This window comes from Phenylobacterium sp. (genome assembly GCF_013822795.1).
Classification (GTDB): Bacteria; Pseudomonadota; Alphaproteobacteria; order Caulobacterales; family Caulobacteraceae; genus Phenylobacterium.
The window spans coordinates 65469-88632 of the sequence record NZ_PNLB01000013.1 but is presented as its reverse complement, the minus strand read 5'-3'; the positions used below and the strand labels follow the sequence as shown (position 1 = coordinate 88632).

The following is a 23164-nucleotide window of genomic DNA, read 5'->3' as shown; positions in this document are numbered from 1 at the left end:
ACGAGGATTTATAGCCGGGTAAAAGCATCCTCCAATCTGGAGGACGCGCCATGGCGCTCGACTTTCCCCCCGCCCTCCGCACCGCCGTCGCCCGCGGCCTGACCGCGGCCTTCGGCGTCGGCGAGCCGGACTCGATCGTCGCGCTCGGCGGCGGGCTTTCCGGCGCCGGCGTGTTCCGCATCCGGGTCGGCGGCATCGCCTACCTGCTGCGGCTGGACCAGGCGCGCGACGGCTTCCGCGATCCGCAGCAGGCCTATGAGTGCATGCGCATCGCCGCGGCCGGGCTGCTGGCCCCGCGGGTCCGCTACGCCGATCCGGACGACGGCGTGGCGATCATGGACTTCGTCGACGAGCGGCCGCTGTCGCTGGAGTATCGCGGCACGCACGACCAGCTGGTGGTCGAGGTCGCCCAGACGGTCCGCGCCCTGCACGGCGGTCCGCCGTTCCCGCCGTTGGTCGACTATCTCGACGGGATCGACGCGCTCGTCGCTCAGTTTCAGGCGCGCGGCCTGGTGGCGCCGGCCGCCATGGCCGAGCTGCTCGACCGCTGGCGGAACCTGCGCGCGCGGTACCGGACCGATCCGGCCGACCTGGTGGCCAGCCACAACGACCTCAATCCGCGCAACGTCCTCTACGACGGCTCGCGCCTATGGCTGGTGGACTGGGAGTCGGCGTTCCTGGCCGACCGCTATGTCGATCTGTCGTGTGTCGCCAACCTCTTCGCCCACACGCCGGCGGACGAGGACCTGCTGCTGGCGACCTACTTCGGGGCCGTGGATGCGCCCCGCCGCGCCCGGCTGCAGGTCATGCGGCAGGTGAACCACCTGTTCTACGGGCTGGTGATGGCGAACGCGGTCGGCGAGCAACCGCCGGCGAAGGACCTCGCCGGCCGCTCGCTGGCGCAGCTGCACGAGGCGCTGTCGCTGGGCGAGCCGGTGCTGGACACCGACGCGGGCCGCTTCGCCTACGTGAAGGCGCGGCTGGCCGCGGCGCTGGACGGTCTGCGCGATCCCCAGCTGGAAGCGGCGCTGGCGGTGATCGCCTGACGCGTCGCTCACCTGGTGGAGACCTGCGAAGCCAGTTTCCCTCTCCCCCTGGGGGAGAGGGTAGGGTGAGGGGCGGGCCTCTCAGCAGCTGCCGGTTCCGTCGTGCGTCGCTCCGCGCCGCCGACCCCTCACCCCAACCCTCTCCCCTTGCAGGGGCGAGGGAGGTGTCTCCTTGTCCGAGCGTCTCAGCCTACTGATCCAGCGACCGGCCGCGGGTCTCGGGCAGCAGCCACAGGCAGACCACGACAGAGGTCAGGGTGAAGACGAACGGGTACCAGAGCCCGGCATAGATGTGGCCGGTCGCCGCCACGATGGCGAAGGCGGTGAACGGCGTGAAGCCGCCGACCCAGCCGGTGCCGATGTGGTAGGGCAGGGACATCGCCGTGTATCGGATGCGGGTCGGGAACAGCTCGACCAGGCAGGCGGCGATAGGGCCGTAGAGCGCGGTGGCGGCGATCACGAAGACCAGCAGCACTCCGAACGCGCCGGGCAGGTTCATGCGCTCCGGATCGGCGTGCGACGGATAGCCGGCATAGGCCAGGGCGGCCTTGATCTCGCCTTCGACCTTGGCCTTGGCGGCCTTGGCGCTGTTGCCGACCAGGCCGGCGGCGCTGGCGGCGTGCACGGTGGTCGAGCCGATCCGCACCATCGCCGGCGCGCCCGCGGCCCCGACCTCGTTGTCATAGGAGACGCCGGCCCCGGCCAGCACGCCTTTGGCGATGTCGCAGGACGACAGGAACGCGGCCTTGCCGACCGGGTCGAACTGCAGCGAGCAGTCGTTCGGATCGGCGACCACCACCACCGGCGTGCGGGCCTGGGCTTCCGACAACGCCGGGTTCAGCGTCTGGGTCAGCATGTGGAAGCCGGGGAAGTAGGCCGCCAGCATCAGCACCATGCCGAACAGCATCACCGGCTTGCGGCCGATCTTGTCCGACAGCCAGCCGAAGACGACGTAGCCGACGGCGCTGACCGCCGTCACCGACAGCATCAGTAGGTTGATGGTCTCGGGCGGGACCTTGAGGAACCGCTCCATGAAGGTCTGGGCGTAGAAGAAGCCAGTGTACCAGACCGCCCCTTGCGCAAACATCACCCCGACCAGGGCCAGGAGCACGACCTTCAGATTGCGCCACTGGCCGAACGCCTCGGCGAAGGGAGCCTTGGAGGCGGTCCCTTCGGCTTTCATCTTGGCGAAGGCGGGGCTCTCCGAGAGCTTCAGCCGCATCCAGATCGAGATCGCCAGCAGGCCGGCCGAAAACAGGAACGGGATCCGCCAGCCCCATTGGTCGAAGGCCTCGGGGCCGAAGTACTTCCCCAGGACGAGGCGGGTGACCAGGATCACCATCAGCGCGCCGAACAGGCCGAGCGCCGCCGAGGTCTGCACCCAGCCGGTTGCCCAGCCACGGCCGTCGGCCGGCGCGTGCTCGGCGACATAGATCGCCGCGCCGCCGTACTCGCCGCCCAGCGCGAAGCCCTGGACGATCCGCATCAGCACCAGCAGCGCCGGGGCCAGCAGCCCCACCTGCTGGTAGGTCGGCAGCAGGCCGATTGCGAAGGTGGCCGCGCCCATCAGCACGACGGTGACCAGGAACGCGCCCTTGCGGCCGGCCTTGTCGCCGATCCGGCCGAACACCAGCGCGCCCAGCGGCCGGAACAGGAAGCCGGCCCCGAACAGCGCCAGGGCGGCGATGTAGCCGGCGGTTTCCGGCAGGCCCGAGAAGAAGGTCTTGGAGATGACCTGGGTCAGGCTGCCGAAGACGAAGAAGTCGTACCACTCGAAGGCGGTCCCCGCCGATGAGGCGGCCACCACGGTGCGCAAAGACGCCGGCTTCTTGCCCGCTTCCACGGCGACGTCCGCCATCCACTGTCTCCCCCGAAACTAGGGGAAGGTCTAACTCGGAGAACGGCGATGTGGGAAGGGACGATCGTTGTCCTGACGGAGCGTGACGCAGCGGGCGCCGCGTCGGTGCGGTTCGCTCATTGCGCGGTAAGGCGCAGGTTCTGTTCCAGTCGCTGACGGACGCGCGCGCGTCCTAGGGCGGATGGCTGTGACGAGGGCGGGATGACGCTGCGCTGGTCGCTGATCCGTTTGAAGGTGGTGGCCAGAGTCTTTGGATCGTTGTCGAAGTCGCCATGATGGCGCGCGTCCGATTGCGCGGCGGCCGGCGCCTTGAACCAACGACGCGCCTTGCCGTCGAAAATGTCAGCCGGGAAGAGGCGTCGATCGCCCGCATCTCGGGCGAGTAGGGTAGTCTGGGGGCGACATTTCAACGCCTGGGCCAGCCGCCCGGGGGCGGGCGCTCGGGGCCGCTAGGCCACAGCGGCGGCCTCGTCGTCGTCGGCGCCTGGCTCGACGGCGGCCAGGCGGGCGATTTCGCCAAGCAGCGCGGCGGGCGAAATCGGCTTGCCGACCACCCCGTCCATGCCGGCTTCCAGATAGGCGGTCCGCTGGTGGGCCAGCACATTGGCGGTCAGGGCGACGATAGGCGTGGCGGCGACCGATCCGCCGATGGCCCGGATGCGGCGCGCCGCCTCCAGGCCGTCGATGCCCGGCATTTGCACGTCCATCAGGATCAGGTCGAAGGCGCCGCGGCCGGCGGCCTCGACGCCGAGATAGCCGTCGGCGGCGGTCTCAACCACCGCGCCCAGCTTCTCCAGCAGCTTGGTGGCGATCATGCGGTTGGTCGGATTGTCCTCGACCACCAGTACTCGCAAGCCGTTCAGCCAATCGTCGGTCGACTCCTCGGGCGCGACCGCGGCCTCCGACGGCGCGGCCGAGACCTCCAGCCAGAACACCGAGCCGACGCCTTCGGTCGAGGCGAAGCCGACCCCGCCGCCCATCATCTGGGCCAGCTTCTGGGTGATCGACAGGCCCAGGCCCGAGCCGCCGAACTTGCGCGTCGTCGAGGCGTCGCCCTGGTCGAAGCGCTGGAAGATCCGCGGCTGCACGGCTTCTGGGATGCCGACGCCGGTGTCGGCGATCTCCAGCCGCAGCATCTGGGTCACCGGTCCTGGCCGCAGGCGGGCGCGGATCGTGACCTGGCCCTTCAGCGTGAACTTCACGGCGTTGCCGACCAGGTTGAACAGCGCCTGGCGCAGCCGCACCGGATCGGACACCACCCAGCCGATCGCCGGGTCGACATCGACCACCAGCTTCAGGTGCTTGGCGTCGGCCTGGGGGCGCAGTAGTCGCGCCACGCCCTCGATCAGGGCGCGCGGGTCGATCGCCTCGGGCGCCATCTCCAGCCGCCCGGCCTCGATCTTCGAGAAGTCGATGACGTCGTTCAGCAGCTCGGCCAGCATTTGGCCGCAGGACAGCGCCTCCTCCAGCATCCGCCGGCCCTCGTCGGACAGGGTCTCGGACTTCAGCAGGTGCAGTACGCCCATGACGCCGTTCATCGGCGTGCGGATCTCGTGGCTCATATTGGCCAGGAACGCGGCCTTGGCCTCGCCGGCCGCCTGGGCGGCGCGCTGCGCGGCGATCAGGTCCAGCTCCTGGCGCTTGCGCTGGTCGAAATCCTGCACCAGGCCCACGCCCTTCAGCCAGCGCCCCTGGCGGTCGGTCGACAGGTGGTGGAAGACGCGGACCCAGCGGGCCTCCCCGCTCGGCCCGATGGCGCGGGCTTCGAAGGCGGCGCCCGCCGCGCGCTTGCCGTCGCGGATGTCGCGGAACGATTGGCGGACATGGTCCAGATCGTCGGGGTGGAAGCGCGGAAACTGCAGGGTCTGGGCTTCTTCGTAGCCCTTGATGTCCTTGCCCAGCATCCGCTCGAATTCGGGGCTCGCCCAGAAGCTCTTCTGGACGTGGTCGATCTCATAGACGCCGGCGTCGGCGGCGGTGAGGGCGAGCTTCAGGCGCCGGGCGTTGACCTCGGCCTCGCGGCGCGCCTGGGCCAGCGGCGTGATGTCGTCGACATAGCAGACCACGCCCTGCACCGCGCCCTTGGCGTCGCGCCAGGGGCGCGCCTGCCAGCGCACCCAGCGGCGCACGTCCTCGATGTCGTTGATGCGATCCTCGTCGCGGCTGACCACCTCGCCGTCCAGAGCGCGCTGCAGCGCGCCGACCAGCCGCTTGGGCGCGCGCGGGAAGGTCTGGGCCAGGGTCAGGCCGATCTGTTCCTTGTCCTGGCGGGTGAACATTTCGCGCCAGGCGCCGCTCATCACCAGATAGCGCAGCCGGCGATCGAACATCGCCACCGCAAAGGGCGCGCCTTCCACCAGCTGCAGCATCTGCTGCTGGCCGCGCACCGCCCCGTCGCGGGCCTGCACCAGCTCGGTGATGTTCTGCATCACCCCCCGCAGAGCGTACTCGCCGCCCGGCCGCGGCTCGGTGCGGAAGGTGTTGCGCCAGTGCGACCAGCCGCCGGTCTTGTCCTTCAACCGGTGCTCGAACGAGCCGGCCTTGCCGTAGAGGATGCCCTCCATGACCGCCGTGCGGACCGCCGGGCCTTCGTCGGGATGCAGCACGGCCCCGACCTTGTCGATGTCGTCGATCTCGTCGTCGCGATAGCCGGTCAGGTTCAGGATGTCCTGCGACCACTCGATCCGGTCGTTTTCCGGCTCGTAGGACCAGGTGCCGATGCCGGCCGCCTGCGACAGCAGCTGGCCGGTGCGCTCGGCGGCGACCAGGCGGGCGTCCAGTTCGCGCTCGCGGGTGGCGTTGCGGACCACCCCGATCAGCTCGCCGTCGGGCAGCAGTTGCGCGCGCCCCTCGAACCAGCGCCAGCTGCCGTCCTTGGCCCTGATGCGCGAGGCGTGGTCGCTGTAGCCATGCTCTTGCAGTCGCTGCAAATGCGCCGCGATGCTGGCTTCCTCGCCAGGATGGATGAAGTCGCGCGCGAACTGACCGACGACCTCGGCCTCCGTCCAGCCGGTCTCCCGCTCGAAGGTGGGATTGACCAGCTTGAACTTCTTGTCCGCGCCGATGACGAACATCACCTCGCGACTGTTCTCGAACAGCCACTCGATGATCGCCGTCGATTCCTGCGGTGTCCGCCTCGCGGCCATCGCCCCCCGCCCCTTTGTTCGGCAGGCAAGGTAACGCGGGTCGGTAAACGTAACGTTTGGACCCGCGATTTTCTAACGCGATGGTTGTGGCGCGAAACTTCGGCGCGAAACCTAGAAGGCGTTCTCGCCGGTGATGGCGCGGCCGAGGATCAGCGCATGGACGTCGTGCGCGCCTTCATAGGTGTTCACGGTCTCCAGGTTCGCGGCGTGCCGCATCACGTGGTACTCGCCCGAAATGCCGTTGCCGCCGTGGATGTCGCGGGCCTCGCGGGCGATGGCCAGGGCCTTGCCGCAGTTGTTGCGCTTCATCAGGCTGATGGCTTCCGGCACCCAGGCGCCCTGGTCGAGCAGGCGCCCCAGCGCCAGCGCGCCCTCGAAGCCCAGCGCGATCTCGGTCTGCATGTCGGCCAGCTTCTTCTGGACCAGCTGGCGGGCGGCCAGCGGGCGGCCGAACACCTTGCGGGTCAGGGTGTACTCGCGGCTGGCGTGCAGGCAGAACTCGGCCGCGCCCATGGCGCCCCAGCTGATGCCGTAGCGGGCCTTGTTCAGGCACGAGAACGGACCGCGCAGGCCGGTCACGTTCGGGAGCATCTGGTTCTCGGGCACGAACACGTCGGTCAGCGAGATGTCGCCGGTGACCGAGGCGCGCAGCGAGAGCTTGTTCTGGATCTTGGCGGTGGCGAAGCCTTCAGAGCCGCGATCGACCAGGAAGCCGCGGATCACCCCGTCCAGCTTGGCCCAGACCAGCGCCACGTCGGCGATCGGGCTGTTGGTGATCCACATCTTGGCGCCGTTGAGCACGTAGCCGCCGTCCACCTTCTTGGCGACGGTGCGCATCGAGGCCGGGTCGGAGCCGCCATCGGCCTCGGTCAGGCCAAAGCAGCCGACGATCTCGCCGCGGGCCATGCCGGGCAGGTACTTCATCTTCTGCTCTTCCGAGCCGAAGGCGTAGATCGGGTACATGACCAGCGAGGACTGCACGCTCATCGCCGAGCGGTAGCCGCTGTCGATCGCCTCGATCTCACGGGCGATCAGGCCATAGGCCACGTGGCTGACGCCGGCGCCGCCATACTGCTCGGGCAGGGTCGCGCCGAGGAAGCCGAGGGCGCCCATCTCGGTCATGATCTCGCGGTCGAAGCGCTCGTCGGCGAAGGCCGAGACCACGCGCGGCAGCAGCTTCTCGCGGGCGTAGGCGCGGGCGCTCTCCCACACCATCCGCTCTTCCTCGGTGAGGCGCGAGGCCAGGTCCAGCGGGTCTTCCCAGTTGAAGGTCTTCTGCTGGTCGCCAGTGTCGAGGGCCATGACGCGTTCTCCGAAAGATGACGCGCGCCTTATGACCTCATTTTACGTGCCCGTGTAGACGCCTTTGCGCTTCTCGCGGAACGAGGCGGCCGATTCCTTGACGTCGTTTACGGCGCGGCGGGCGTGGGCCAGGCCGACGGACTCGTACTTCACCGCGCCGACGAAGTCGGACTCCATGTTGGCCTGCAGCACGCGCTTGGCCATACGGATGGCCAGCGGCGGCCATTGGGCCATCTGCTCGCCATAGGCGAGCGCGTCCTCCAGCAAGGTCTCGTGGGCGGTAAGGCGGTTCAGCAGGCCGAGCTTCAAGGCTTCGTCGGCCAGCACCATGCGGCTGGTGAAGATCAGGTCGGCGGCGCTGGCGTAGCCGACGATCCGCGGCAGCAGGAACGACAGGCCGGAGTCCGGCGAGATCGCTCGCTCGGCGAAGGTGGTCTTGAAGCGGGCGTGCTCGGAGCCGATGCGCACGTCGCAGGCCAGCGCCCAGGCCATGCCGGCTCCGGCGCAGACGCCGTTGATCGCGCCGATCAGCGGCTTGTCGAAGTCGTGCAGCAGCCGCGCCCAGCGGCCCATCCAGGCCTCCTCGTCCAGGCGTTCGCTCTGCGGCGGCGGGGCGTCGCGCTCGGGGGCCGGACCGGTCAGGTCGGCGCCCGAACAGAAGCCGCGGCCGGCCCCGGTCAACACCAGGGCGCGGACGGCGTCGTCGTCCCGCGCCGCGATCAGCCCGGCCTCAAGGTCGCGGCGCAGCTCGGCGGAGATGGCGTTCAGCTTCTCGGGGCGATTCAGGGTCAGCACCCCGACCTGACCGCGGGTCTCGTAGGTGATGGTCTCGTAGGTCATGACGCCCTCCCGTTCGCGGAAGTCTGCGCCGTCGTTGTTCGCGGCTAGACCTCGGCCCACATGCGCAGAAGGTTGTGATAGGTCCCGGTCAGCGACACAAGCTCCGGCGCCCCGGCGCCGACCTTCAGCGACAGCTGCTGGATGGCGATGTCCATCTGGAACAGCAGCGCGCGGCGGGCGTCGTCGCGGATCATGCTCTGGATCCAGAAGAAGCTCGAGGTCCGCGCCCCGCGCGTGACCGGGGTGACCTGGTGCAGGCTCGAAGCCGGATAGAGGATCAGGTCGCCGGCCGGCAATTTCACCTCGTGGACGCCGTAGGTGTCCTCGACCAGCAGCTCGCCGCCGTCATAGTCCTCCGGCTCGGTCAGGAAGAGGGTGGCCGACAGGTCGCTGCGGATACGCACGCTCCCGTCACGGCTTTGGCGGATCGAGTTGTCGATGTGGGTGGCGAAGGTCTGGCCGCCGCCATAGCGGTTGAACAGCGGCGGAAACACCGTCTGGGGCAGGGCTGCGGTCACGAACAGCGGGCTGCGCGACAGGGCGTCCAGGATCTTCTCGCCGGCGAACAGCGCCGCCTCCGAGCCTTCCGGCAGTTGCTCGTTGCGCTTGGCCAGCGCCGACTGCGTGCCGGAGGTGGCGTTGCCATCGACCCAATCGGCGGCGTCGATCACGCGGCGGAGCTCGGCCACCTGCGCCTTGGTCAGCACCTCGGGGATATGCAGCATCATCGGGCGGAACCTTAAGGCGAGGCGGCGGGAAGACAAAAGGCCCCGCCCCGGACGGGGCGGGGCCTCTCGGCGTCCGATCTATTACAGGGCTGAACCTAGAAGCGGTAGTTGAGCGTCAGGATCGCCTGGCGGCCCTGACCGTAGTCGGCGTGGTGCACGCCGTTGGTCGAGGCGATGTACTCTTCGTCGGCGACGTTCTTGATGTTCAGCTGCAGGTCCAGGTTCTCGCGGACCCGGTAGGCCGCGTAGATGTCGAACTTCCAGTAGGCCGGCGCATAGACGCGGTTGCCGCCGCCGCCCGCGCCGCCCTGGTTGCCGCCGTAGCTGTCGGAGACGTAGTTGGCGCCGCCGCCGAAGCTGAACCGCTCGTTCAGGTCGTAGGTGGTGAACAGGCTGAAGGTGTGCTCGGGCGTGTTGGCCAGCTGTTCGCCCTGGTTGACGCCGTTATAGGCGCCGCGGACCAGTTCGCTGTCCATGTAGGTGTAGCCGCCGAACACCATCCAGGCCGGGGTGACGCGGCCGGTGACGCCGAGCTCCACGCCCTGCACCATGCTCTCGCCGACCTGGGCGTAGACGCCGTTGGCGATCAGGATCTGGGCGTTCTCGCGGGTCATGTGGAAGATCGCCGCCGAGGCCGACAGGCGCTCGCGGAAGAAGGCCCACTTCACGCCGGCTTCGGCCGACGTGATCTCTTCGGGATCGAGCAGCACGGTCGAGAGGTTGCCCAAGCCGTTGCCGCTGCCGGTGTTCTGGTCGCCGCCCGAGATGGTCGGCGGCGTCGTCGAGGTGCCGTACGAGACATAGAGGCTGCCGTTCGCCACCGGCTTATAGACCAGGCCGACCTGATAGTTGGTGAACTGCCAGTCGCCGTTGCGCGGGGTGATCACCGAGCTCGTCACCAGGCCCAGGGCGCTGGTCACGGTGACGTCGCGGCCCTTCACCGAATAGTCGTCAAAGCGGACGCCGACGTTCAGCAGCCACTTGTCGCCGAACGACATGGTGTCGAAGGCGTAGACGCCAAGCGTGTTGGTGTAGCTCACCGCCGCGTCGGGGCGGGTGATGCGGCCCTGCCACGGATCGCTCGGATTGGGATCGTAGACGCGGGTGCAGTCGCCGACGCCGGCCGTGGTGACGTTGTTGGCGAAGCCCGTCGGGCAGGCCGAGCCGGCCGTGGTGTAGACGACGTAGGTCGCGTTGCGGTTGGTCTCGCGCGACAGCTCCAGCCCGACGTCGTAGCTGTGCTCGATGCCGCCGGTGCGGAACTTGCCGTAGAAGTCGGTGACGTTGGCGACGGTGGCCGCCTCGTTCCAGCGGCCCTTGGTGCCGCGCTTCATCCACCACTCGCCGGCCACGAACTGCGCGTTGCCGCCATCGCCGGGGTTGGTCACGACGTAGTCGTTCAGCGTCTTGCCGACGCGGAAGGCGTTGCGGAAGGTGATCGCCTCGTTGATGTCGTGCTCGGCGATCAGGGTGACGATGTCAGCCTGCGTCTTCTGGAAGTCGCGCGCCTTCAGGCCGTAGAACGACTCCCGCGGCACATCGAGCACGCCGCTCGCGGTGGTGCGCGGAGCGGTCGCGCCGCCCAGCTTGGTGTACAGCGGCACGCCGTAGTCGGGCATGTCGTTACGGGTCAGGTGATAGTAGCTGCCGGTGATGCGGGTTTCGGTGCCGAGCCCGATCGTACCGGTCAGCGCCGCGCCCCAGGCGTCGAAATCGACGCTGTCGCGGCCCGGGACGTCGCCCTGGGTGCCCATCAGGTTGAAGCGCACCGCGCTGGTCGGGCCGACCGGCAGGTTGGCGTCGACCACGCCGCGCAGATAGCCGTCGGTGCCGACCATGGCGCTGGCGGCGATGCTCTCTTCAAGCCGCGCGCGCTTGGTCGTCAGGTTGATCGAGCCGCCGCCCGAGCCGCGGCCGTTGTAGGCGCTGTCCGGACCTTTGATGACTTCCACCTGCTCGAGGTTGAAGACCTCGCGGACCTGGCCGCCGGAGTCGCGGATACCGTCGACGAAGATGTTGTTGCCCGAGGCCTGGCCGCGGATGAAAGGCCGGTCGGCGAGCGGCTGGCCGCCTTCGCCGGCGCCGAAGGTGATCCCCGGCGAGGTGCGCAACAGGTCGGTCAGCGAGGTGGCCGCGGTCTGGGTGATCACCGCCTGCGGGATCACGGTGACGCTGCGCGGGGTGTCCAGCACCTGGGCGGTGTACTTGGGCGAGGTCGGCTGCAGGGTCTGGTGAGCCTCGACCTGCAGGCCGGACACTTCGGTGGAATTGTCTGCGGCTTCGTCGGCGAGGGCGAGTTGCGGGACCAGGGCCAGGCCGGCGACGCCGGCGACCGCTGCAGGAGTGAGCGCCTTGCGCGCATAGGCGCGAACGCCGCTAGTCCGTCGAGTATTCACCGATTGCCCCGGTTCGTGTGCGAATGAAACTGCGAGGCGCTATTAGTTAGGGCGGGCGCCCGTGGCAATGCGAATTATTCGCAAATCATGCTGGGTGTGTCATCGGGGTCGCACTGGCGCGGGCGTGAGCAGCTTGGTCGGCGGTTCGGCGAACTTTGTCGCACGAAGCTCGCAACCGCCGGCCAGTTCGGCTGTTCCACTGACCTGGGTCTCGACAGGAACATCCAGTGACCGAAGTCAGCGTCTATCAGCTCGTTCGACCATTCGCCTGGATCGCCGCGACGGCGTTTGCGGTGGGCTTCGCCGGCTATCTGGCGATCGGCCCGGGCGAGCCTAGCCTGGCCCACGGCCCGGACGCCCCTGTGATGGCGTCGGTCGCCTCGGCCGGCTAGCCCTTGGCGACGAACCAGCCGTTGCGGAACCCGGCGTCGGCCTTGCCGTAGGCCACGTCCTCGCCCTCGGGGGTCTTCACCTGCCCACCCGCGGCCGTCAGCACCGCGTGCCCCGCGGCGATGTCCCATTCCATGGTCGGCCCGTGACGCGGATAGATGTCGGCCGAACCCTCGGCGATGCGGCAGAACTTGATCGACGAATCCATCGGCTCACGCAGGTCGAAGCCGTACTGTTCAGCCAGCTTCTGCGCGGTCTCGTCCTTCATGGTGTGGCTGACCAGGGCTACCGCCGCGCCTTGCGGCCAGGGACGGGTGCGCACCGCATGCGGCGCCGCGCCAGGGCTGCGCTTCATCGCCGCGCCGCCCTGGGTGAACCAGGTCTCGCCGGTCGCCGGGGCGTTGACGGCGCCGGCCACGGGACGGCCGTCCTCGATCAGGCCGATATTGACGGTGAAGTTCGGATCGCCGCGTACGAAGGCCTTGGTGCCGTCCACCGGGTCGACCAGGAAGAAGCGCGGGCCGATCGCGTCGGGGGTGCCGAACTCGCTGGCGTCCTCCTCGGAGATCACCGGGATGTCAGGGAAGGCGGCGGATAGCCGCTCCAGGATCAGCGCCTCGCCGCGCCGGTCGGCTTCGGTCACCGGGCTCTCGTCGGCCTTGGAGAAGACGGTCAGGTCCGACTTCCACAGCGGCAGGATCAGGGCCGCAGCCTCTTCGCAAATATCGGCCAGCACTTCGCCGACGTCACGTCCGCCGCTCATCGGGCGCCTCGCGGGTCATCGCTCACGAACGTCAGGGCGATCACGTCGCTGTCGATCACCTGTTTACCCGCATGCTCGAAGTTCACCGTCACCTTGCGTCCCGCGATCGATTGCACCTGGCCCAGGCCCCAGTCCTCACGGGTCGGGTGCATGACCAGCACGCCGGGCTCGAGGAAAGGATCGGGACCGCCCATGGGCGGTTCTCTAGAGTGCAGCGGCGCGTTTGCCAAAGCGCCAAATCAGGACAAGTTCGCGAGCGTAATGATGGACGGCGTAGACTCCCCCCAATCGACCCCCGAAACCGCGCCGGAAGCCAAGGCTCCGCCGCGCACCGCCGAGGTGGCCGCTTACCTGGCCGCGCGGATGTGTCACGACTTCATCAGCCCGGCCAGCGCCATCGTTTCGGGCCTGGACCTGCTGGACGATCCCAGCGCCCAGGACATGAAGGAAGACGCGATGAACCTGATCTCGGGTTCGGCGCGCAAGCTGGCCGACCTGCTGTCCTTCACCCGCGTGGCCTTCGGCGCCTCGGCCTCGGCCGAGACCTTCGACCCGCGCGAGCTGGAAAAGCTGGCCCAGGGCGTCTTCAACCACATGCGTGCGACGCTCGACTGGCAAGTCGAGGCGCCGGCCGTCAACAAGCCGGCCGCCCGGGCGCTGATGAACCTGGCCCAGATGGCCGGCGCAGCCCTGCCCACCGGCGGCGTGGCCAAAGTCCGCGCCGTGGCGCAGGACGCCACCATCGCCATCGCGGTCGAGTCCGTCGGCCCGCGCGCGCGCCTGCGCCCCGAGGTGCTGGCCGGACTGCGCGGCGAGGGGCTGGGCGACGGCCTGCACGGCCACTGGGTCCAGGCCTACTACGTCCATCTGTTCATGGGCGACGCCGGCGGCCGGGTGTTCGCCGACGTGTCCGAGGAAAAAGTCACCTTCGCGGCGACGGTTCCGGCCTGACGGGGGCTTGTGGGCGCGGCTGCGCGCCCACAACTCAGTGAGCCCAACTGGAGGGCTCACCCCATGTTCGATCATCTCTCTGTCGGCGTGCGCGATCTGGCCGCAGCACGGACGTTCTACGACGCCTTCTTCGCCCCGCTCGGCTGCGCCAACGCCTGGGCGGCCGAGCACGAGCTCGCCTATGGTCCGGGCGGCGAGAGCCGCCTCTTCTGGCTCTATCCGGCGCAAGGCGATCAGGTCGCGGGCCTAGCGACGCACATCGCCTTTACGGCCCCCACGCGGCTGGCCGTGGATCAGGCCTATGCCGCGGCGCTGGCGGGCGGCGCGACCAGCGTGCGGGCCGCCGGCCTGCACCCTGACATTTCGCCGGACTATTACGGCGCGGTGCTGCTCGATCCGGACGGCAACAAGCTCGAGATCGTCGCCGGAACGATGCACTAGGCGCGAGCGTCCGGTGGGGCGGCCTGCGCCCCACCAGATCGCAGATCAGGCGGCCGCGGCGGAGACCCGACCCTTGGGGTCGGGGCCGTACTTGTTGGGGCCAGGCGTGCCGTCGAGCACGTAGAAGATGAGCAGCACCAGCGCGCCCAGGAATGGGATCAGCCCGAGCGCCAGCCACCAGCCTGTGCGGTTGGTGTCGTGCAGCCGGCGCATGGCCACCGCCAGGCTGGGGATCAACAAGCCCAGCATCACCAGGCCGAACACCCCATAGAGCGCCTTGGCCGGTCCGTTCAGGACGGCGAACGGATCGGTCGGGTCGGCGACCGCCGTCGGTCCGCCGACCATGCCGATCAGTATTGAGAAGACGATCTGGATCCCGATCAGGAACAGCCAGAAAAGCCAGAATTCCATCCGGCGCGCGCGGCCGGTAAAATCCGCGTACTTGCGGAGCGGTTGGAACATCAAGTCCATCGTGCCCTCCGAAGCTAAGCTAGGCGTGACCCTAGCCTAACTTCGGAAGGTGACAACTCCCGCGCGTGCGGGCGCTAGTTTCGACTAGTTCGGCGGGAACGGCGCGCGCAGGCCGCCGATCTTGGCCACCGCGCCGCGGTGCATGACGAAGGTCGGATGCTCCAGCTGGGTGACGTCGGAGAGCGGGCTGGTGGCCACGGCGATGATGTCCGCGTCCTTGCCGACTTCCAGGGTGCCGATGCTGGCCGAGCGGCCCAGCAGATCGGCGGCGTTGACGGTCGCCGACTTGATCGCTTCGGCCGGGCTCATGCCGACGCTGACCATCAGCGCGAACTCCTTGCCGTTGTCGCCGTGGGCGGAGACGCCGGTGTCGGTGCCGAAGGCGATCTTGACGCCGTTGGCGATGGCGCGGCGGTGGTTCTCCATCGCCACCTTGGCCGCGATCTCGGCCTTGTCGAGCGAGGCCTTCGAGCGGGCGCCGGCGCGGGCCTGAGCCAGGGCGGTGTTCGGGGCGAGCATGGTCGGCACGAAGTAGGCGCCGGTCTTCTTGAACAGGGCGTCGGTCTGGGCGTTGCCGAAGGTGCCGTGTTCGATCGAGTCCACACCCGCGTTGAGAGCGCCGATCATGCCGTCGGTGCCGTGAGCGTGGGCGGCGACCTTGCGGCCGAACATGTGGGCGGTGTCGACGATCGCCTTCATCTCGTCATCGAACATCTGGGCGCCCAGGCCGCCGGCCACGTTCGAAAGCACGCCGCCGGTCGCGGTGAACTTGATCACGTCCGCGCCCTGGCTGATCTGGGCGCGCACCGCACGCCGGCAGTCTTCGGCGCCGTTGCAGACGTTGTCGCCCTCGTGGTGGGCGACCTCGGTCATGTCGCGGTTGAGGTTGTTGGAGCCGTCGCCATGGCCGCCGGTGACGGCGATCGGGCGGCCGGCCGCCACGATGGTCGGGCCGGTCAGCAGGCCGTTATTGATGCCGTCGCGCAGGGCGGTGACGCTGCGGATGTCGCTGCCGAGGTCGCGGATGGTGGTGAAACCGGCTTCAAGGGTGCGGCGGGCGTTGTCGATGCCGATGACCATGTCGTCTTCGATGTCGCGGTTCACCGCTTCCATCCGCGCCTTGACCTTGTCGTCGTCGCTGAAGATATGGACATGGCTGTCGATCAGCCCAGGCAGCACGAACTGGTTGCGCAGGTCGACGACCTTGGCGCCGGCTTCGGGTTCGACGAAGCCGTCGCGCACGGCTTCGATCTTGCCGCCGCGGATGATGATCGTGGAGGCGCCGCGCGGCGCCTGGCCCGGCTTGTCGAGCAGCGCGCCGGCGTGGATGACGGTGGCCGGCTGGGCCTGGGCGGCGGCTTGGCCGCTCGCGCCCATACTCAGAACAATGGCGGCGCCAAGAATTTTTGCGGCGGTGGGCGCCGAGACTCTACGCATGGATACTCCCCCCTATAAAACGGCCCGCACTCTAGCTCCGGTGGCGCCGGGGTCTAGAGTCCAATTGGAGGTTATATGACCCAACGCCTCGCCCTTACCGCCCTCGTGGTCCGCGACTACGACGAGGCGATCGGCTTCTACGTGAACCAGCTCGGCTTTGGCCTGACCCGCGACGACGACATGGGCGGCGGCAAGCGTTGGGTGGTCGTCACGCCGCCCGGATCGCAGGGCGGATTGCTGCTGGCCAAGGCGGCGGGCGAGGCCCAGGCCGCGCGGGTCGGCGACCAGACCGGCGGCCGCGTCGGCTTCTTCCTCCACACCGACGACTTCGCCGCCGATCACGCGCGCATGGCGGCGGCCGGCGTGAAGTTCCTGGAGGCGCCGCGCCATGAACCCTACGCCACCGTGGCGGTGTTCGAGGATCTCTACGGCAACCGATGGGATTTGCTGCAGCCCAAGTGAGAGCTTCTGACTCGCGCTCTGGCCCCAGGCGTTGTTTGATCCCTCCAGCCAAGAGGGAGATGGTCCGATGTCAGGCCTCAAGATCCGCAAGGTGGCCGGCGCCCTGGGCGCCGAGATTTCCGGCGTCGACCTCGCCGGCGACTTGCCGGACGCCGTGATCGAGCAGATCCGCGCCGCCTTCGTCCAGCATCAGGTGGTGTTCTTCCGCGACCAGACCCTGACGCCGCAGGCCCAGCTCGCCTTCGGCCGCCGCTTCGGGCCGCTGAACATCCATCCCTATGTCGCCGGCATGCCGGGCCATCCCGAGGTCATGGAGATCGTCAAGGAGCCGGGCGACAAGGTGAACTTTGGGGGCGGCTGGCACTCCGACATGAGCTTCCTGGAGAACCCCTCCATCGGCTCGATCCTCTATGCGGTCGAGATCCCGGAGTGGGGCGGCGACACCCTGTTCGCCAGCCAGGCCGCCGCCTACGAGGCGCTCTCGCCCGGCCTGAAGGCGACGCTGGAGAGCCTCAACGCCGTCCACTCCGCAGGCCGCGAGTACTCCGCCCAGGGGCATTCGGCCCAGAAGCGCGCCTCGATGAAGGTCGTCGAGGCCGAGGGTGCGGTCGGCGAGTTCATCCACCCGGTGGTCAAGGTCCACCCCGAGACCGGCCGCAAGGCGCTCTACGTCAATCCCGCCTTCACGATGCGGATCGACGGTTGGAGCAAGCGCGAGAGCAAGCCGCTGCTCGACTTCCTGTTCGAGCATTCCCGCTACGAAGCCTTCACCTGCCGGTTCGCCTGGACCGCCGGCTCGGTGGCCTTCTGGGACAACCGCTCGGTCTGGCACTTCGCGCTCAACGATTATCCGGGGCAGCGGCGGCATATGCGCCGCGTCACGGTCGACGCTTGGCCCGCTCCGGTGGGCAAGCCCGCTCTCCAGACAGCGGAGGGCGTTTCCTAGGCGAGGCCGCGGCAGGTCTCGTTTCCAAATAAAAACAAAGACATTTCATTAGGGAGATTTCGAGAATGGTCACCGTCAATCCGAACGGGACGCTGAAGGGACGCGTCGCCCTGGTCACCGGCGCCAGCCGCGGCATCGGCGAGGCGATCTGCGCGCGCCTGGCGCAGGAAGGCGCCAAGGTCGTGGCCTCGGCCCGCACCGCCGAGAGCGGCGAGAGCCGTCTGCCCGGCACCCTGCAGGACACCGTCGAGCGCATCGGCAAGGCCGGCGGGCAAGCGGCCTTCATCAAGGCCGACCTGGCGCAAGCCTCCGAGCGTGAACGTCTGGTCGAGGAAGCCACGGCGCTCTACGGCCCGGTCGACATCCTGATCAACAACGCCGCCATCACCTACTTCATCCCGGTCGAGGAATTCCCGGAGAAGCGCTTCAAGCTGATGATGGAGGTGCAGGTCTACGCGCCGTTCCACCTCTCGCAGCTGGTCATCCCCGGCATGCGTGACAAAGGCGCCGGCTGGATCGTCAACATCTCCTCGCCGGCCGGCATCCATCCCAAGCAGCCCTACGGCCCGGGCCGCGGCGGCACCGTTTATGGCATGTGCAAGGCGGCGCTGGAGCGGTTCTCGACAGGCCTGGCGTCAGAGGTCTACGCCGACAACATCGCGGTCAATGTCGTCTCGCCGGGCCTGGTCGACACCCCCGGCGTCGCCGTCCACGGCCTGATCAACGAGGCCACCAAGAGCCGTGTGCAGCCGATCGAGTACATCGCCGAGGCGGTCTATCGCCTGGCCTCGGGCGACCCGCAGACGGTCACCGGCCGGGTCGACTACGCCGAGCCGCTGCTCAAGGAACTGGATGTCCAGCCCGCCGCCCTGATCTGATCCAACGGTCTGGCCAGGACGTCCCAAGCGGACCTTCTGGCCAGACCTGGGCGGCCGCCGACTAGACGGCCGGCGCGGGCCGGGCGCGCTGGTTGTAGAGCAGGCCGCGCCGGCGCTCCTGTTCCTCCGGGGTCACCGACTTCGGGTCCTCGCCGGGATCGGCGACGACGGCCATGCCGCGCTGCACGGCGGGGCGGGCGCTGACCTCGTCGAACCAGCGCTTGAAGTACTTGAACTCGCCCATGTCGATCCCCTGCAGCTCCCAGCTGGCGGTCCAGGGGAAGGAGATCATGTCGGCGATCGAGTACTCGTCGCCGGCGATGAAGCGGCGGTCATAGAGCCGGTTGTTCAGCACCCCGTACAGCCGGTGGACCTCGTCGTTGAAGCGCCGCTGGGCGTAGGACTGGTCGCCGTGCTCGGGAGCGACGCGGCTGAAGTGGCCGCGCTCGCCGAACTTCGGGCCTTGGTTGGCCATCTGCCAGATCACCCACTGGATGACCTCGTACTTGCCGCGCGTGTCGGCGGGCAGGAAGCGGCCCGCCTTCTCGGCCAGATAGATCATGATCGCGCCGGACTCGAACACGCTCAGCGGCGGCCCGCCGTCGGCCGGCTCGTGGTCGACCAGGGCCGGCATGCGGTTGTTCGGCGAGATCTGCAGGAAGCCGTCGGTGAACTGGTCGCCGCGGCCGATGTGCACGGGGACGACCTTGTAGGGCAGGCCAAGCTCCTCGAGCAGGATCGTCACCTTCTTGCCGTTCGGCGTCGGCCAGTAGTGCAGGTCGATCATGGCGGTCCTCTTGCCTCGGGTATGTCGGGCGGCCAGCCTAGGCTCCGCCGGTGCCGCCTCAATCGACAAATTCTGATCGGATCCCCGGCTTCTCCTGCAGGCGGACGGGAAAACTGCCCTGCGCCACACCGCTCCTTAACCAACGCAGCGCCAGAAACGCCATGAGGGAGGAGCGCCCGCTTGAAGACCTGTCTCGTCGTCGATGACAGCCGCGTGATCCGGAAGGTCGCGCGCCGAATCCTGGAGGACATCGGCTTCGAGATCGCCGAGGCCGCCGACGGGCTGGAGGCGCTCGCCTGGTGCCGCGCGGCCATGCCCGACGCCGTTCTCCTGGATTGGAACATGCCGGCCATGTCGGGCATTGAGTTCCTGCGCATCCTGCGCCAGGAGCCCGGCGGCGAGCGGCCGACCGTGGTCTTCTGCACCGTCGAGAACAGCGTCGAGCGTATTCGCGAGGCGCTCGATAGCGGGGCCGACGAGTACATCATGAAGCCGTTCGACGGCGACATCATCACGGCGAAGTTCGCCGAGGTCGGGCTCGCATGACGCCGGGCGACCGCGAACTGGTGGCCCAGCTCTGCGCGGCGCGCGCGGGCGTGCGGATCGATCCCGAAAAGTCGTATCTGATCGAGAGCCGGCTGGCGCCGGCGGCTCGCCGCGAAGGCTTCGGCAGCGTCGCCGACATGCTGGCCATGCTGCGCGAGCGTCGCGAGGACAAGCTGGCCTGGTCGATCGTCGAAGCCATGGCGCAATCGGAAAGCGCCTTTTTCCGCGACCGCGAGCCGTTCGCCTTGTTCCGTGACGAGGTGCTGCCGGCCCTGGCGCGCGTGCGAGGGGGCGAACCGGTGCGCATCTGGTCGGCGGCCTGCGCCGCCGGGCAAGAAGTCTATTCCCTGGCCATGATCGTCGAGGACGAGCGCGGCCGCCTGCCGGGCCTGAAGGTCGAGCTGTTCGGCACCGACATCGGCGAGCGCCAGCTGGAGAAGGCTCAAAGCGGGCTCTACACCCAGTTCGAGGTCCAGCGCGGCCTGCCGATCCGCCAGTTGGTCCGCCACTTCGAACAGTCCGACGACATGTGGCGGGTCTCGCCGCGGCTGCGCCAGATGATCCGCTGGCGGCGGGTCAACCTGGTCGCCGACCTGTCGACGGCCGGCCGCTTCGACGTGATTTTCTGCCGCTACGTGCTCTCGACCCTGGTCGAGCCGATGAAGGGGCGGCTGCTCATCAATCTGGCCCGGGCGCTGAGCCCGGAAGGCTACCTGTTCCTCGGCGATCAGGAATCGGCGGCGGGGCTGTCCGACGCCTTCGAGCCGGTCAGCGGCCGGCCTGGCCTCTACGCCCGCAATCCCGCCTACCGCGTCGCCGCCTGAGGCGGCGCGAGCGCTCCCCCAGAAATGCAAAAACCGCCACCTCGGCCTGCCGCTGAGGGCGGCGACCTGGTGACGGTCCGGGTTGCATCGTCAGGGCGGCGAACTGTCCCGCCGCCGCTGAGAGACCTTACCTCTTGGCGTCTTCGGCGGTGTTGGTGACGGCGGTGCCGGCGGCCTTCACGTCCTTGCCAGCGCCCGAAACGGTATTGCAGGCGGTGACGGAGAGGCTGGCGGCGAGCACTGCAAGGATCACAAGCTTACGCATGAGAGCATTCCCTTGATGGCGTAGAAGTCTAAGGCGTCATTAACGGTCAAGCCGCGGCCTGGTTCCCTCGCGCGGCGGGACGTCGGCCGGCCTGTTCGTCCAGCGGCGTGGGGAAGATCAGGCGGGCGGTGATCCCGCCCTTGTCGTTGCGCACCACCTCCGAGCGGCCGCGCAGCTGGCGGCCGAAGGCGGTCATCAGCGTCCGGCCGACGCCCGACGTGGTCAGGGCGTCCGGCGGCGCGTCGCCGTCGTCGCTGATCTCCAGCTCGGCCTCGTCGCCGCGGACGGTGAAGTTGACCCGCAAGGTGCCGCCACGCCCGGCGAAGGCGTGCTTCTGGGCGTTGGTCACCGCCTCCACCGCGAACAGCGCCAGCGGGGCCAGCCGGTCCGGATCGATCACCAGGTCGTCGACATGGATCTCGGTCCTCACCCCGGCGCCGTGCGCGATGTCGGCGGCGATCAACTGGGCGGTCAGTTCTTCCAGGAATGCGCGCAGGTCGACCCGCTTCAGGTCGGGGCCCTGGTAGAGCGCGCGGTAGATCAGGGCCAGCGCGGTGATCCGTTGGCGGGTGTCGGACATCGCCGCCCGCGCGGCCGGATCGGTCAGCGCCCGCTGCTGCATGTTCAGCAGCGAGGAGATGACCTGCAGGTTGTTCTTCACCCGGTGGTGAATCTCGCGCATCAGGTCGTCCTTCTGCGCGAGGGAATCGCGCAGCGAGGCGTCGCGTCCGACGATGGCGTCGGCCATGTCCTCAAGCGTCTCGGCCAGGTCGCGGATTTCCGGCGGGGCCTGGTCGGCCTGCACCGGCCGCACGCTCAGTCGCCCGCGGGCGTAAAGCGCGGCGATGCGCTGCAGGTAGGCGATCCAGCGGATCACCACCCGTTCGGTCACCACCGACACCGCCACCAGCGCCAGGATGAAGGTCAGGATCGGGAACACGATGCTGGTCAGCGGGTTCAGCGTCGCCCACGAGAACAGACCGCCCGAGCGCGCCGAGAGGATCACGAACAACTCGTCGCCGACCAGCGGGGCCGCCGAATAGACCCGTCGCTCGCCGCGGACGTCACGTTCGTACCAGACCATCGAGCCCTGCTTCAGGGCCTTGGCCCGCCAGTCGGTCGGCAGGGCCGGGAAGGCCTCCTTGTCGGTGGCGTTGATGTAGGTCCCCTCGCCGTCGGCCAGCGCGACCTCGGAGTGCTCGGGCAGCGAACGGTCGGCCGTGCGGGGGGCCAGGCTCTCGAGCGAGATCACCGCCACCAGCGCTCCGTCGAAGCCGACACGCGGGTCGTGGGCGGGCACCGCCGCCAGCAGCGCCGGCACGGTCGCGTAGTTGGCTCCCGGGTCGCGGGTGATCACCAGGCTGTCGCCCTTGGCCAGGCTCTGGAACCAGGGGCGGCTGGCCCGCGCCATGTCGGCCGGCACGTCGCCCGCCGCGCAGGCGACCCGGCCTCGGCGATCGAAGCGGATCAGGTTGTGGTAGCCGGGAATGCGATGGGTGACCTCGGCCAGCCGCTGGGCGCAGTTGAAGCCCACCGAACCGGGAGCCAGCGTCTCCAGCAGGATGTCGGCCGCCTCCATCCGCGCCCGGGCGGTGGCCGCGCTGCGCTCGGACGCGGCGGCCAGCTCCTCGCGCAGTTGCACGCCCTCACGCCGGAACGAGATCGCCGATTGCAGGATGCCGAGCAAGAGGACCGGCAACAGTGCGGCCGCCAGCGCCGCCGTCAGGCGGACCCGGATGGTGGAAAGCGATCCCCAGGGCGTGCCGTCCATGCTTCCGCCCTATCAGCGAGCGGTGCTCAACCGCTCCGCGTCCGCCAGGATGGCGCTCATGGCGTCGCCGGCCGCGCTTCCATCTCGCTCATAGCTCCCGTCTTCGAGGATGCTGTGCAACGCCTTGCGCGCGCGGCTGACCCGGCTCTTCACCGTGCCGACCGCGCAGCCGCAGATCTCGGCCGCTTCCTCGTAGGCGAAGCCGCCCGCTCCAACCAGGATCAGCGCCTCGCGCTGTTCGGCTGGCAGTTGGGCCAGCGACAACCGCAGCTCGTCGAGCGCCACCGGCGCCTCGGGGTCGTCCACCGCCACCAGGGTCCGCTCGGCGGCCTCCTGGTCCAGTTGGCTCTGGCGCCAGGAGCGCCGCTTTTCGGAATAGAACTGGTTGCGCAGGATCATGAAGGTCCAGGCCTTCATGTTGGTGCCCATCTGGAAGCTGGCGCGCGCGTCCCAGGCCTTCATCATCGCGTCCTGGGCCAGATCGTCGGCGCTGGCCGGATCGCCGGCCAGGGTGCGGGCGAACGCGCGCAGATGTGGGATGAGCTTCACCAGCTCGCGCTTGAAGGCCTCGTCGTCACCCTGATCTGGCCGGGCCTTGCTGTGCTCGGCCATCAGCCGTTCTCCGCTGACTTCTTGTCCGCTTGTCGAAGAATGGCGAGGAATTCCTCGGGTACTGGTTCGCTGACGACCTCGTCGAACATCTGGCGAAGACGCACGCCGATGGCCTGCTGGCGCAGACGGGCTTCGTCCAGCGCGGCAGGCGCTCGCCGACGGTCCTCTGTGGCACGCTGTTCTATCATGGCCTCGGCGCCCGGCTTTCGCTGAGCCCGCCCCCTCGGTTCGTCCTGGTCGCCGGTCAACGCCTCACCCCACCCAGGGTTCCAAACTGTAGACATAATAACGCTGAGGAAAACCT

At 68.8% G+C, this 23164-nt stretch carries 24 protein-coding genes; 9 read left to right on the top strand and 15 right to left on the bottom strand.

The genetic code is table 11. The annotated features are described in order from the left end of the window. Window positions 1-50 precede the first annotated feature (50 nt). Window positions 51-1046 carry a phosphotransferase gene (locus tag C0481_RS13020; RefSeq protein ID WP_293404360.1) on the top strand — a complete coding sequence of 332 codons (996 nt, stop codon included), beginning with the start codon at window positions 51-53 and terminating at the stop codon, window positions 1044-1046. A gap of 190 nt (window positions 1047-1236) precedes the next feature. Here C0481_RS13020 and C0481_RS13015 read toward each other — a convergent pair whose 3' ends face one another. The 6 genes from C0481_RS13015 to C0481_RS12990 form a co-directional block, all read right to left on the bottom strand. Continuing rightward, on the bottom strand, window positions 1237-2904 hold the full coding sequence (locus C0481_RS13015; RefSeq protein ID WP_293404358.1) for an MFS transporter: 1668 nt from the start codon (window positions 2902-2904) through the stop codon (window positions 1237-1239). 449 nt (window positions 2905-3353) lie between these two features. Next, window positions 3354-6050 carry a PAS domain S-box protein gene (locus C0481_RS13010; RefSeq protein WP_293404356.1) on the bottom strand — a complete coding sequence of 899 codons (2697 nt, stop codon included), beginning with the start codon at window positions 6048-6050 and terminating at the stop codon, window positions 3354-3356. 111 nt (window positions 6051-6161) lie between these two features. Continuing rightward, entirely contained in the window at window positions 6162-7352 is a 1191-nt protein-coding gene (locus C0481_RS13005; RefSeq protein ID WP_293404354.1) for an acyl-CoA dehydrogenase, read from the bottom strand. A 42-nt stretch (window positions 7353-7394) separates the two neighbouring features. Beyond that, window positions 7395-8192, bottom strand: coding sequence for an enoyl-CoA hydratase-related protein (locus C0481_RS13000; RefSeq protein ID WP_293404352.1), 798 nt, complete (start codon window positions 8190-8192; stop codon window positions 7395-7397). 44 nt (window positions 8193-8236) lie between these two features. Next, complete coding sequence (locus tag C0481_RS12995) at window positions 8237-8920, bottom strand: Fe2+-dependent dioxygenase (protein WP_293404350.1); 684 nt, start codon at window positions 8918-8920, stop codon at window positions 8237-8239. 95 nt (window positions 8921-9015) lie between these two features. After that, window positions 9016-11316 (bottom strand): TonB-dependent siderophore receptor, encoded by a 2301-nt coding sequence (locus C0481_RS12990; RefSeq protein ID WP_293404348.1) that lies wholly within the window; start codon window positions 11314-11316, stop codon window positions 9016-9018. 227 nt (window positions 11317-11543) lie between these two features. On the opposite strand from C0481_RS12990, the gene C0481_RS12985 reads away from it, so the two are divergent. Continuing rightward, window positions 11544-11708, top strand: coding sequence for a hypothetical protein (locus tag C0481_RS12985; RefSeq protein ID WP_293404346.1), 165 nt, complete (start codon window positions 11544-11546; stop codon window positions 11706-11708). On the opposite strand, the gene cysQ is transcribed toward C0481_RS12985, so the two are convergent. Together cysQ and C0481_RS12975 are read right to left on the bottom strand one after the other, a co-directional pair. Continuing rightward, entirely contained in the window at window positions 11705-12469 is a 765-nt protein-coding gene (gene cysQ, locus C0481_RS12980) for a 3'(2'),5'-bisphosphate nucleotidase CysQ (protein ID WP_293404344.1), read from the bottom strand. The genes C0481_RS12985 and cysQ overlap by 4 nt on opposite strands. Further along, on the bottom strand, window positions 12466-12663 hold the full coding sequence (locus tag C0481_RS12975) for a DUF3553 domain-containing protein (protein WP_293404342.1): 198 nt from the start codon (window positions 12661-12663) through the stop codon (window positions 12466-12468). Before C0481_RS12975 ends, cysQ begins: the two co-directional genes overlap by 4 nt. A 70-nt stretch (window positions 12664-12733) precedes the next feature. On the opposite strand from C0481_RS12975, the gene chpT reads away from it, so the two are divergent. Together chpT and C0481_RS12965 are read left to right on the top strand one after the other, a co-directional pair. Then, the gene (gene chpT, locus C0481_RS12970; protein WP_293404339.1) at window positions 12734-13420 is read left to right on the top strand and encodes a histidine phosphotransferase ChpT; all 687 of its coding nucleotides are present in this window, start codon (window positions 12734-12736) and stop codon (window positions 13418-13420) included. A 63-nt stretch (window positions 13421-13483) separates the two neighbouring features. Further along, window positions 13484-13861: a VOC family protein gene (locus C0481_RS12965; RefSeq protein WP_293404337.1), complete on the top strand. Its 378-nt coding sequence runs from the start codon at window positions 13484-13486 to the stop codon at window positions 13859-13861. A 45-nt stretch (window positions 13862-13906) separates the two neighbouring features. On the opposite strand, the gene C0481_RS12960 is transcribed toward C0481_RS12965, so the two are convergent. After that, window positions 13907-14323 (bottom strand): DUF805 domain-containing protein, encoded by a 417-nt coding sequence (locus C0481_RS12960; RefSeq protein WP_293404335.1) that lies wholly within the window; start codon window positions 14321-14323, stop codon window positions 13907-13909. A 93-nt stretch (window positions 14324-14416) separates the two neighbouring features. After that, a complete protein-coding gene (locus tag C0481_RS12955; protein ID WP_293404333.1) occupies window positions 14417-15769 on the bottom strand; it encodes an amidohydrolase family protein in 1353 nt (450 codons plus the stop codon). A 75-nt stretch (window positions 15770-15844) separates the two neighbouring features. Here C0481_RS12955 and C0481_RS12950 point away from each other — a divergent pair, with 75 nt between their 5' ends. The 3 genes from C0481_RS12950 (at window position 15845) to C0481_RS12940 (ending at window position 18055) form a co-directional block, all read left to right on the top strand. Then, complete coding sequence (locus C0481_RS12950) at window positions 15845-16231, top strand: VOC family protein (protein WP_293404331.1); 387 nt, start codon at window positions 15845-15847, stop codon at window positions 16229-16231. Window positions 16232-16298: 67 nt separating this feature from the next. Further along, the gene (locus tag C0481_RS12945) at window positions 16299-17177 is read left to right on the top strand and encodes a TauD/TfdA family dioxygenase (RefSeq protein WP_293404329.1); all 879 of its coding nucleotides are present in this window, start codon (window positions 16299-16301) and stop codon (window positions 17175-17177) included. 65 nt (window positions 17178-17242) lie between these two features. Next, entirely contained in the window at window positions 17243-18055 is an 813-nt protein-coding gene (locus C0481_RS12940) for an SDR family NAD(P)-dependent oxidoreductase (protein ID WP_293404327.1), read from the top strand. 61 nt (window positions 18056-18116) lie between these two features. Here the strand turns inward: C0481_RS12940 and C0481_RS12935 are convergent, their stop codons facing one another. Then, a complete protein-coding gene (locus C0481_RS12935) occupies window positions 18117-18842 on the bottom strand; it encodes a glutathione S-transferase N-terminal domain-containing protein (RefSeq protein ID WP_293404325.1) in 726 nt (241 codons plus the stop codon). 180 nt (window positions 18843-19022) lie between these two features. Here C0481_RS12935 and C0481_RS12930 point away from each other — a divergent pair, with 180 nt between their 5' ends. Together C0481_RS12930 and C0481_RS12925 are read left to right on the top strand one after the other, a co-directional pair. Next, on the top strand, window positions 19023-19388 hold the full coding sequence (locus C0481_RS12930; protein WP_293404323.1) for a response regulator: 366 nt from the start codon (window positions 19023-19025) through the stop codon (window positions 19386-19388). Further along, window positions 19385-20212, top strand: coding sequence for a protein-glutamate O-methyltransferase CheR (locus C0481_RS12925; protein WP_293404321.1), 828 nt, complete (start codon window positions 19385-19387; stop codon window positions 20210-20212). Before C0481_RS12930 ends, C0481_RS12925 begins: the two co-directional genes overlap by 4 nt. Window positions 20213-20339: 127 nt before the next feature. On the opposite strand, the gene C0481_RS12920 is transcribed toward C0481_RS12925, so the two are convergent. From C0481_RS12920 to C0481_RS12905, 4 genes are read right to left on the bottom strand one after another with little or no spacing between them, the layout of a single operon-like run. Beyond that, window positions 20340-20477, bottom strand: coding sequence for an entericidin A/B family lipoprotein (locus C0481_RS12920; RefSeq protein ID WP_056017788.1), 138 nt, complete (start codon window positions 20475-20477; stop codon window positions 20340-20342). Between the two features lie 46 nt (window positions 20478-20523). Then, window positions 20524-22248: a sensor histidine kinase gene (locus C0481_RS12915; RefSeq protein WP_293404317.1), complete on the bottom strand. Its 1725-nt coding sequence runs from the start codon at window positions 22246-22248 to the stop codon at window positions 20524-20526. Window positions 22249-22260: 12 nt separating this feature from the next. Beyond that, a complete protein-coding gene (locus C0481_RS12910; protein ID WP_293404490.1) occupies window positions 22261-22863 on the bottom strand; it encodes a sigma-70 family RNA polymerase sigma factor in 603 nt (200 codons plus the stop codon). Beyond that, window positions 22860-23048 (bottom strand): NepR family anti-sigma factor, encoded by a 189-nt coding sequence (locus tag C0481_RS12905; protein WP_269629426.1) that lies wholly within the window; start codon window positions 23046-23048, stop codon window positions 22860-22862. Before C0481_RS12905 ends, C0481_RS12910 begins: the two co-directional genes overlap by 4 nt. Window positions 23049-23164: the final 116 nt, after the last annotated feature.

Coding starts and splice junctions, on each gene's coding strand:
- C0481_RS13010 (WP_293404356.1), bottom strand. CDS start 6,050: ATGGCCGCGAGGCGGACACCGCAGGAATCGACGGCGATCATCGAGTGG.
- C0481_RS12940 (WP_293404327.1), top strand. CDS start 17,243: ATGGTCACCGTCAATCCGAACGGGACGCTGAAGGGACGCGTCGCCCTG.
- C0481_RS13000 (WP_293404352.1), bottom strand. CDS start 8,192: ATGACCTACGAGACCATCACCTACGAGACCCGCGGTCAGGTCGGGGTG.
- C0481_RS12935 (WP_293404325.1), bottom strand. CDS start 18,842: ATGATCGACCTGCACTACTGGCCGACGCCGAACGGCAAGAAGGTGACG.
- chpT (WP_293404339.1), top strand. CDS start 12,734: ATGGACGGCGTAGACTCCCCCCAATCGACCCCCGAAACCGCGCCGGAA.
- C0481_RS12905 (WP_269629426.1), bottom strand. CDS start 23,048: ATGATAGAACAGCGTGCCACAGAGGACCGTCGGCGAGCGCCTGCCGCG.
- C0481_RS12920 (WP_056017788.1), bottom strand. CDS start 20,477: ATGCGTAAGCTTGTGATCCTTGCAGTGCTCGCCGCCAGCCTCTCCGTC.
- C0481_RS12975 (WP_293404342.1), bottom strand. CDS start 12,663: ATGGGCGGTCCCGATCCTTTCCTCGAGCCCGGCGTGCTGGTCATGCAC.
- C0481_RS12955 (WP_293404333.1), bottom strand. CDS start 15,769: ATGCGTAGAGTCTCGGCGCCCACCGCCGCAAAAATTCTTGGCGCCGCC.
- C0481_RS13015 (WP_293404358.1), bottom strand. CDS start 2,904: ATGGCGGACGTCGCCGTGGAAGCGGGCAAGAAGCCGGCGTCTTTGCGC.
- C0481_RS13005 (WP_293404354.1), bottom strand. CDS start 7,352: ATGGCCCTCGACACTGGCGACCAGCAGAAGACCTTCAACTGGGAAGAC.
- cysQ (WP_293404344.1), bottom strand. CDS start 12,469: ATGAGCGGCGGACGTGACGTCGGCGAAGTGCTGGCCGATATTTGCGAA.
- C0481_RS12995 (WP_293404350.1), bottom strand. CDS start 8,920: ATGATGCTGCATATCCCCGAGGTGCTGACCAAGGCGCAGGTGGCCGAG.
- C0481_RS12965 (WP_293404337.1), top strand. CDS start 13,484: ATGTTCGATCATCTCTCTGTCGGCGTGCGCGATCTGGCCGCAGCACGG.
- C0481_RS12925 (WP_293404321.1), top strand. CDS start 19,385: ATGACGCCGGGCGACCGCGAACTGGTGGCCCAGCTCTGCGCGGCGCGC.
- C0481_RS13020 (WP_293404360.1), top strand. CDS start 51: ATGGCGCTCGACTTTCCCCCCGCCCTCCGCACCGCCGTCGCCCGCGGC.
- C0481_RS12945 (WP_293404329.1), top strand. CDS start 16,299: ATGTCAGGCCTCAAGATCCGCAAGGTGGCCGGCGCCCTGGGCGCCGAG.
- C0481_RS12960 (WP_293404335.1), bottom strand. CDS start 14,323: ATGTTCCAACCGCTCCGCAAGTACGCGGATTTTACCGGCCGCGCGCGC.
- C0481_RS12915 (WP_293404317.1), bottom strand. CDS start 22,248: ATGGACGGCACGCCCTGGGGATCGCTTTCCACCATCCGGGTCCGCCTG.
- C0481_RS12950 (WP_293404331.1), top strand. CDS start 15,845: ATGACCCAACGCCTCGCCCTTACCGCCCTCGTGGTCCGCGACTACGAC.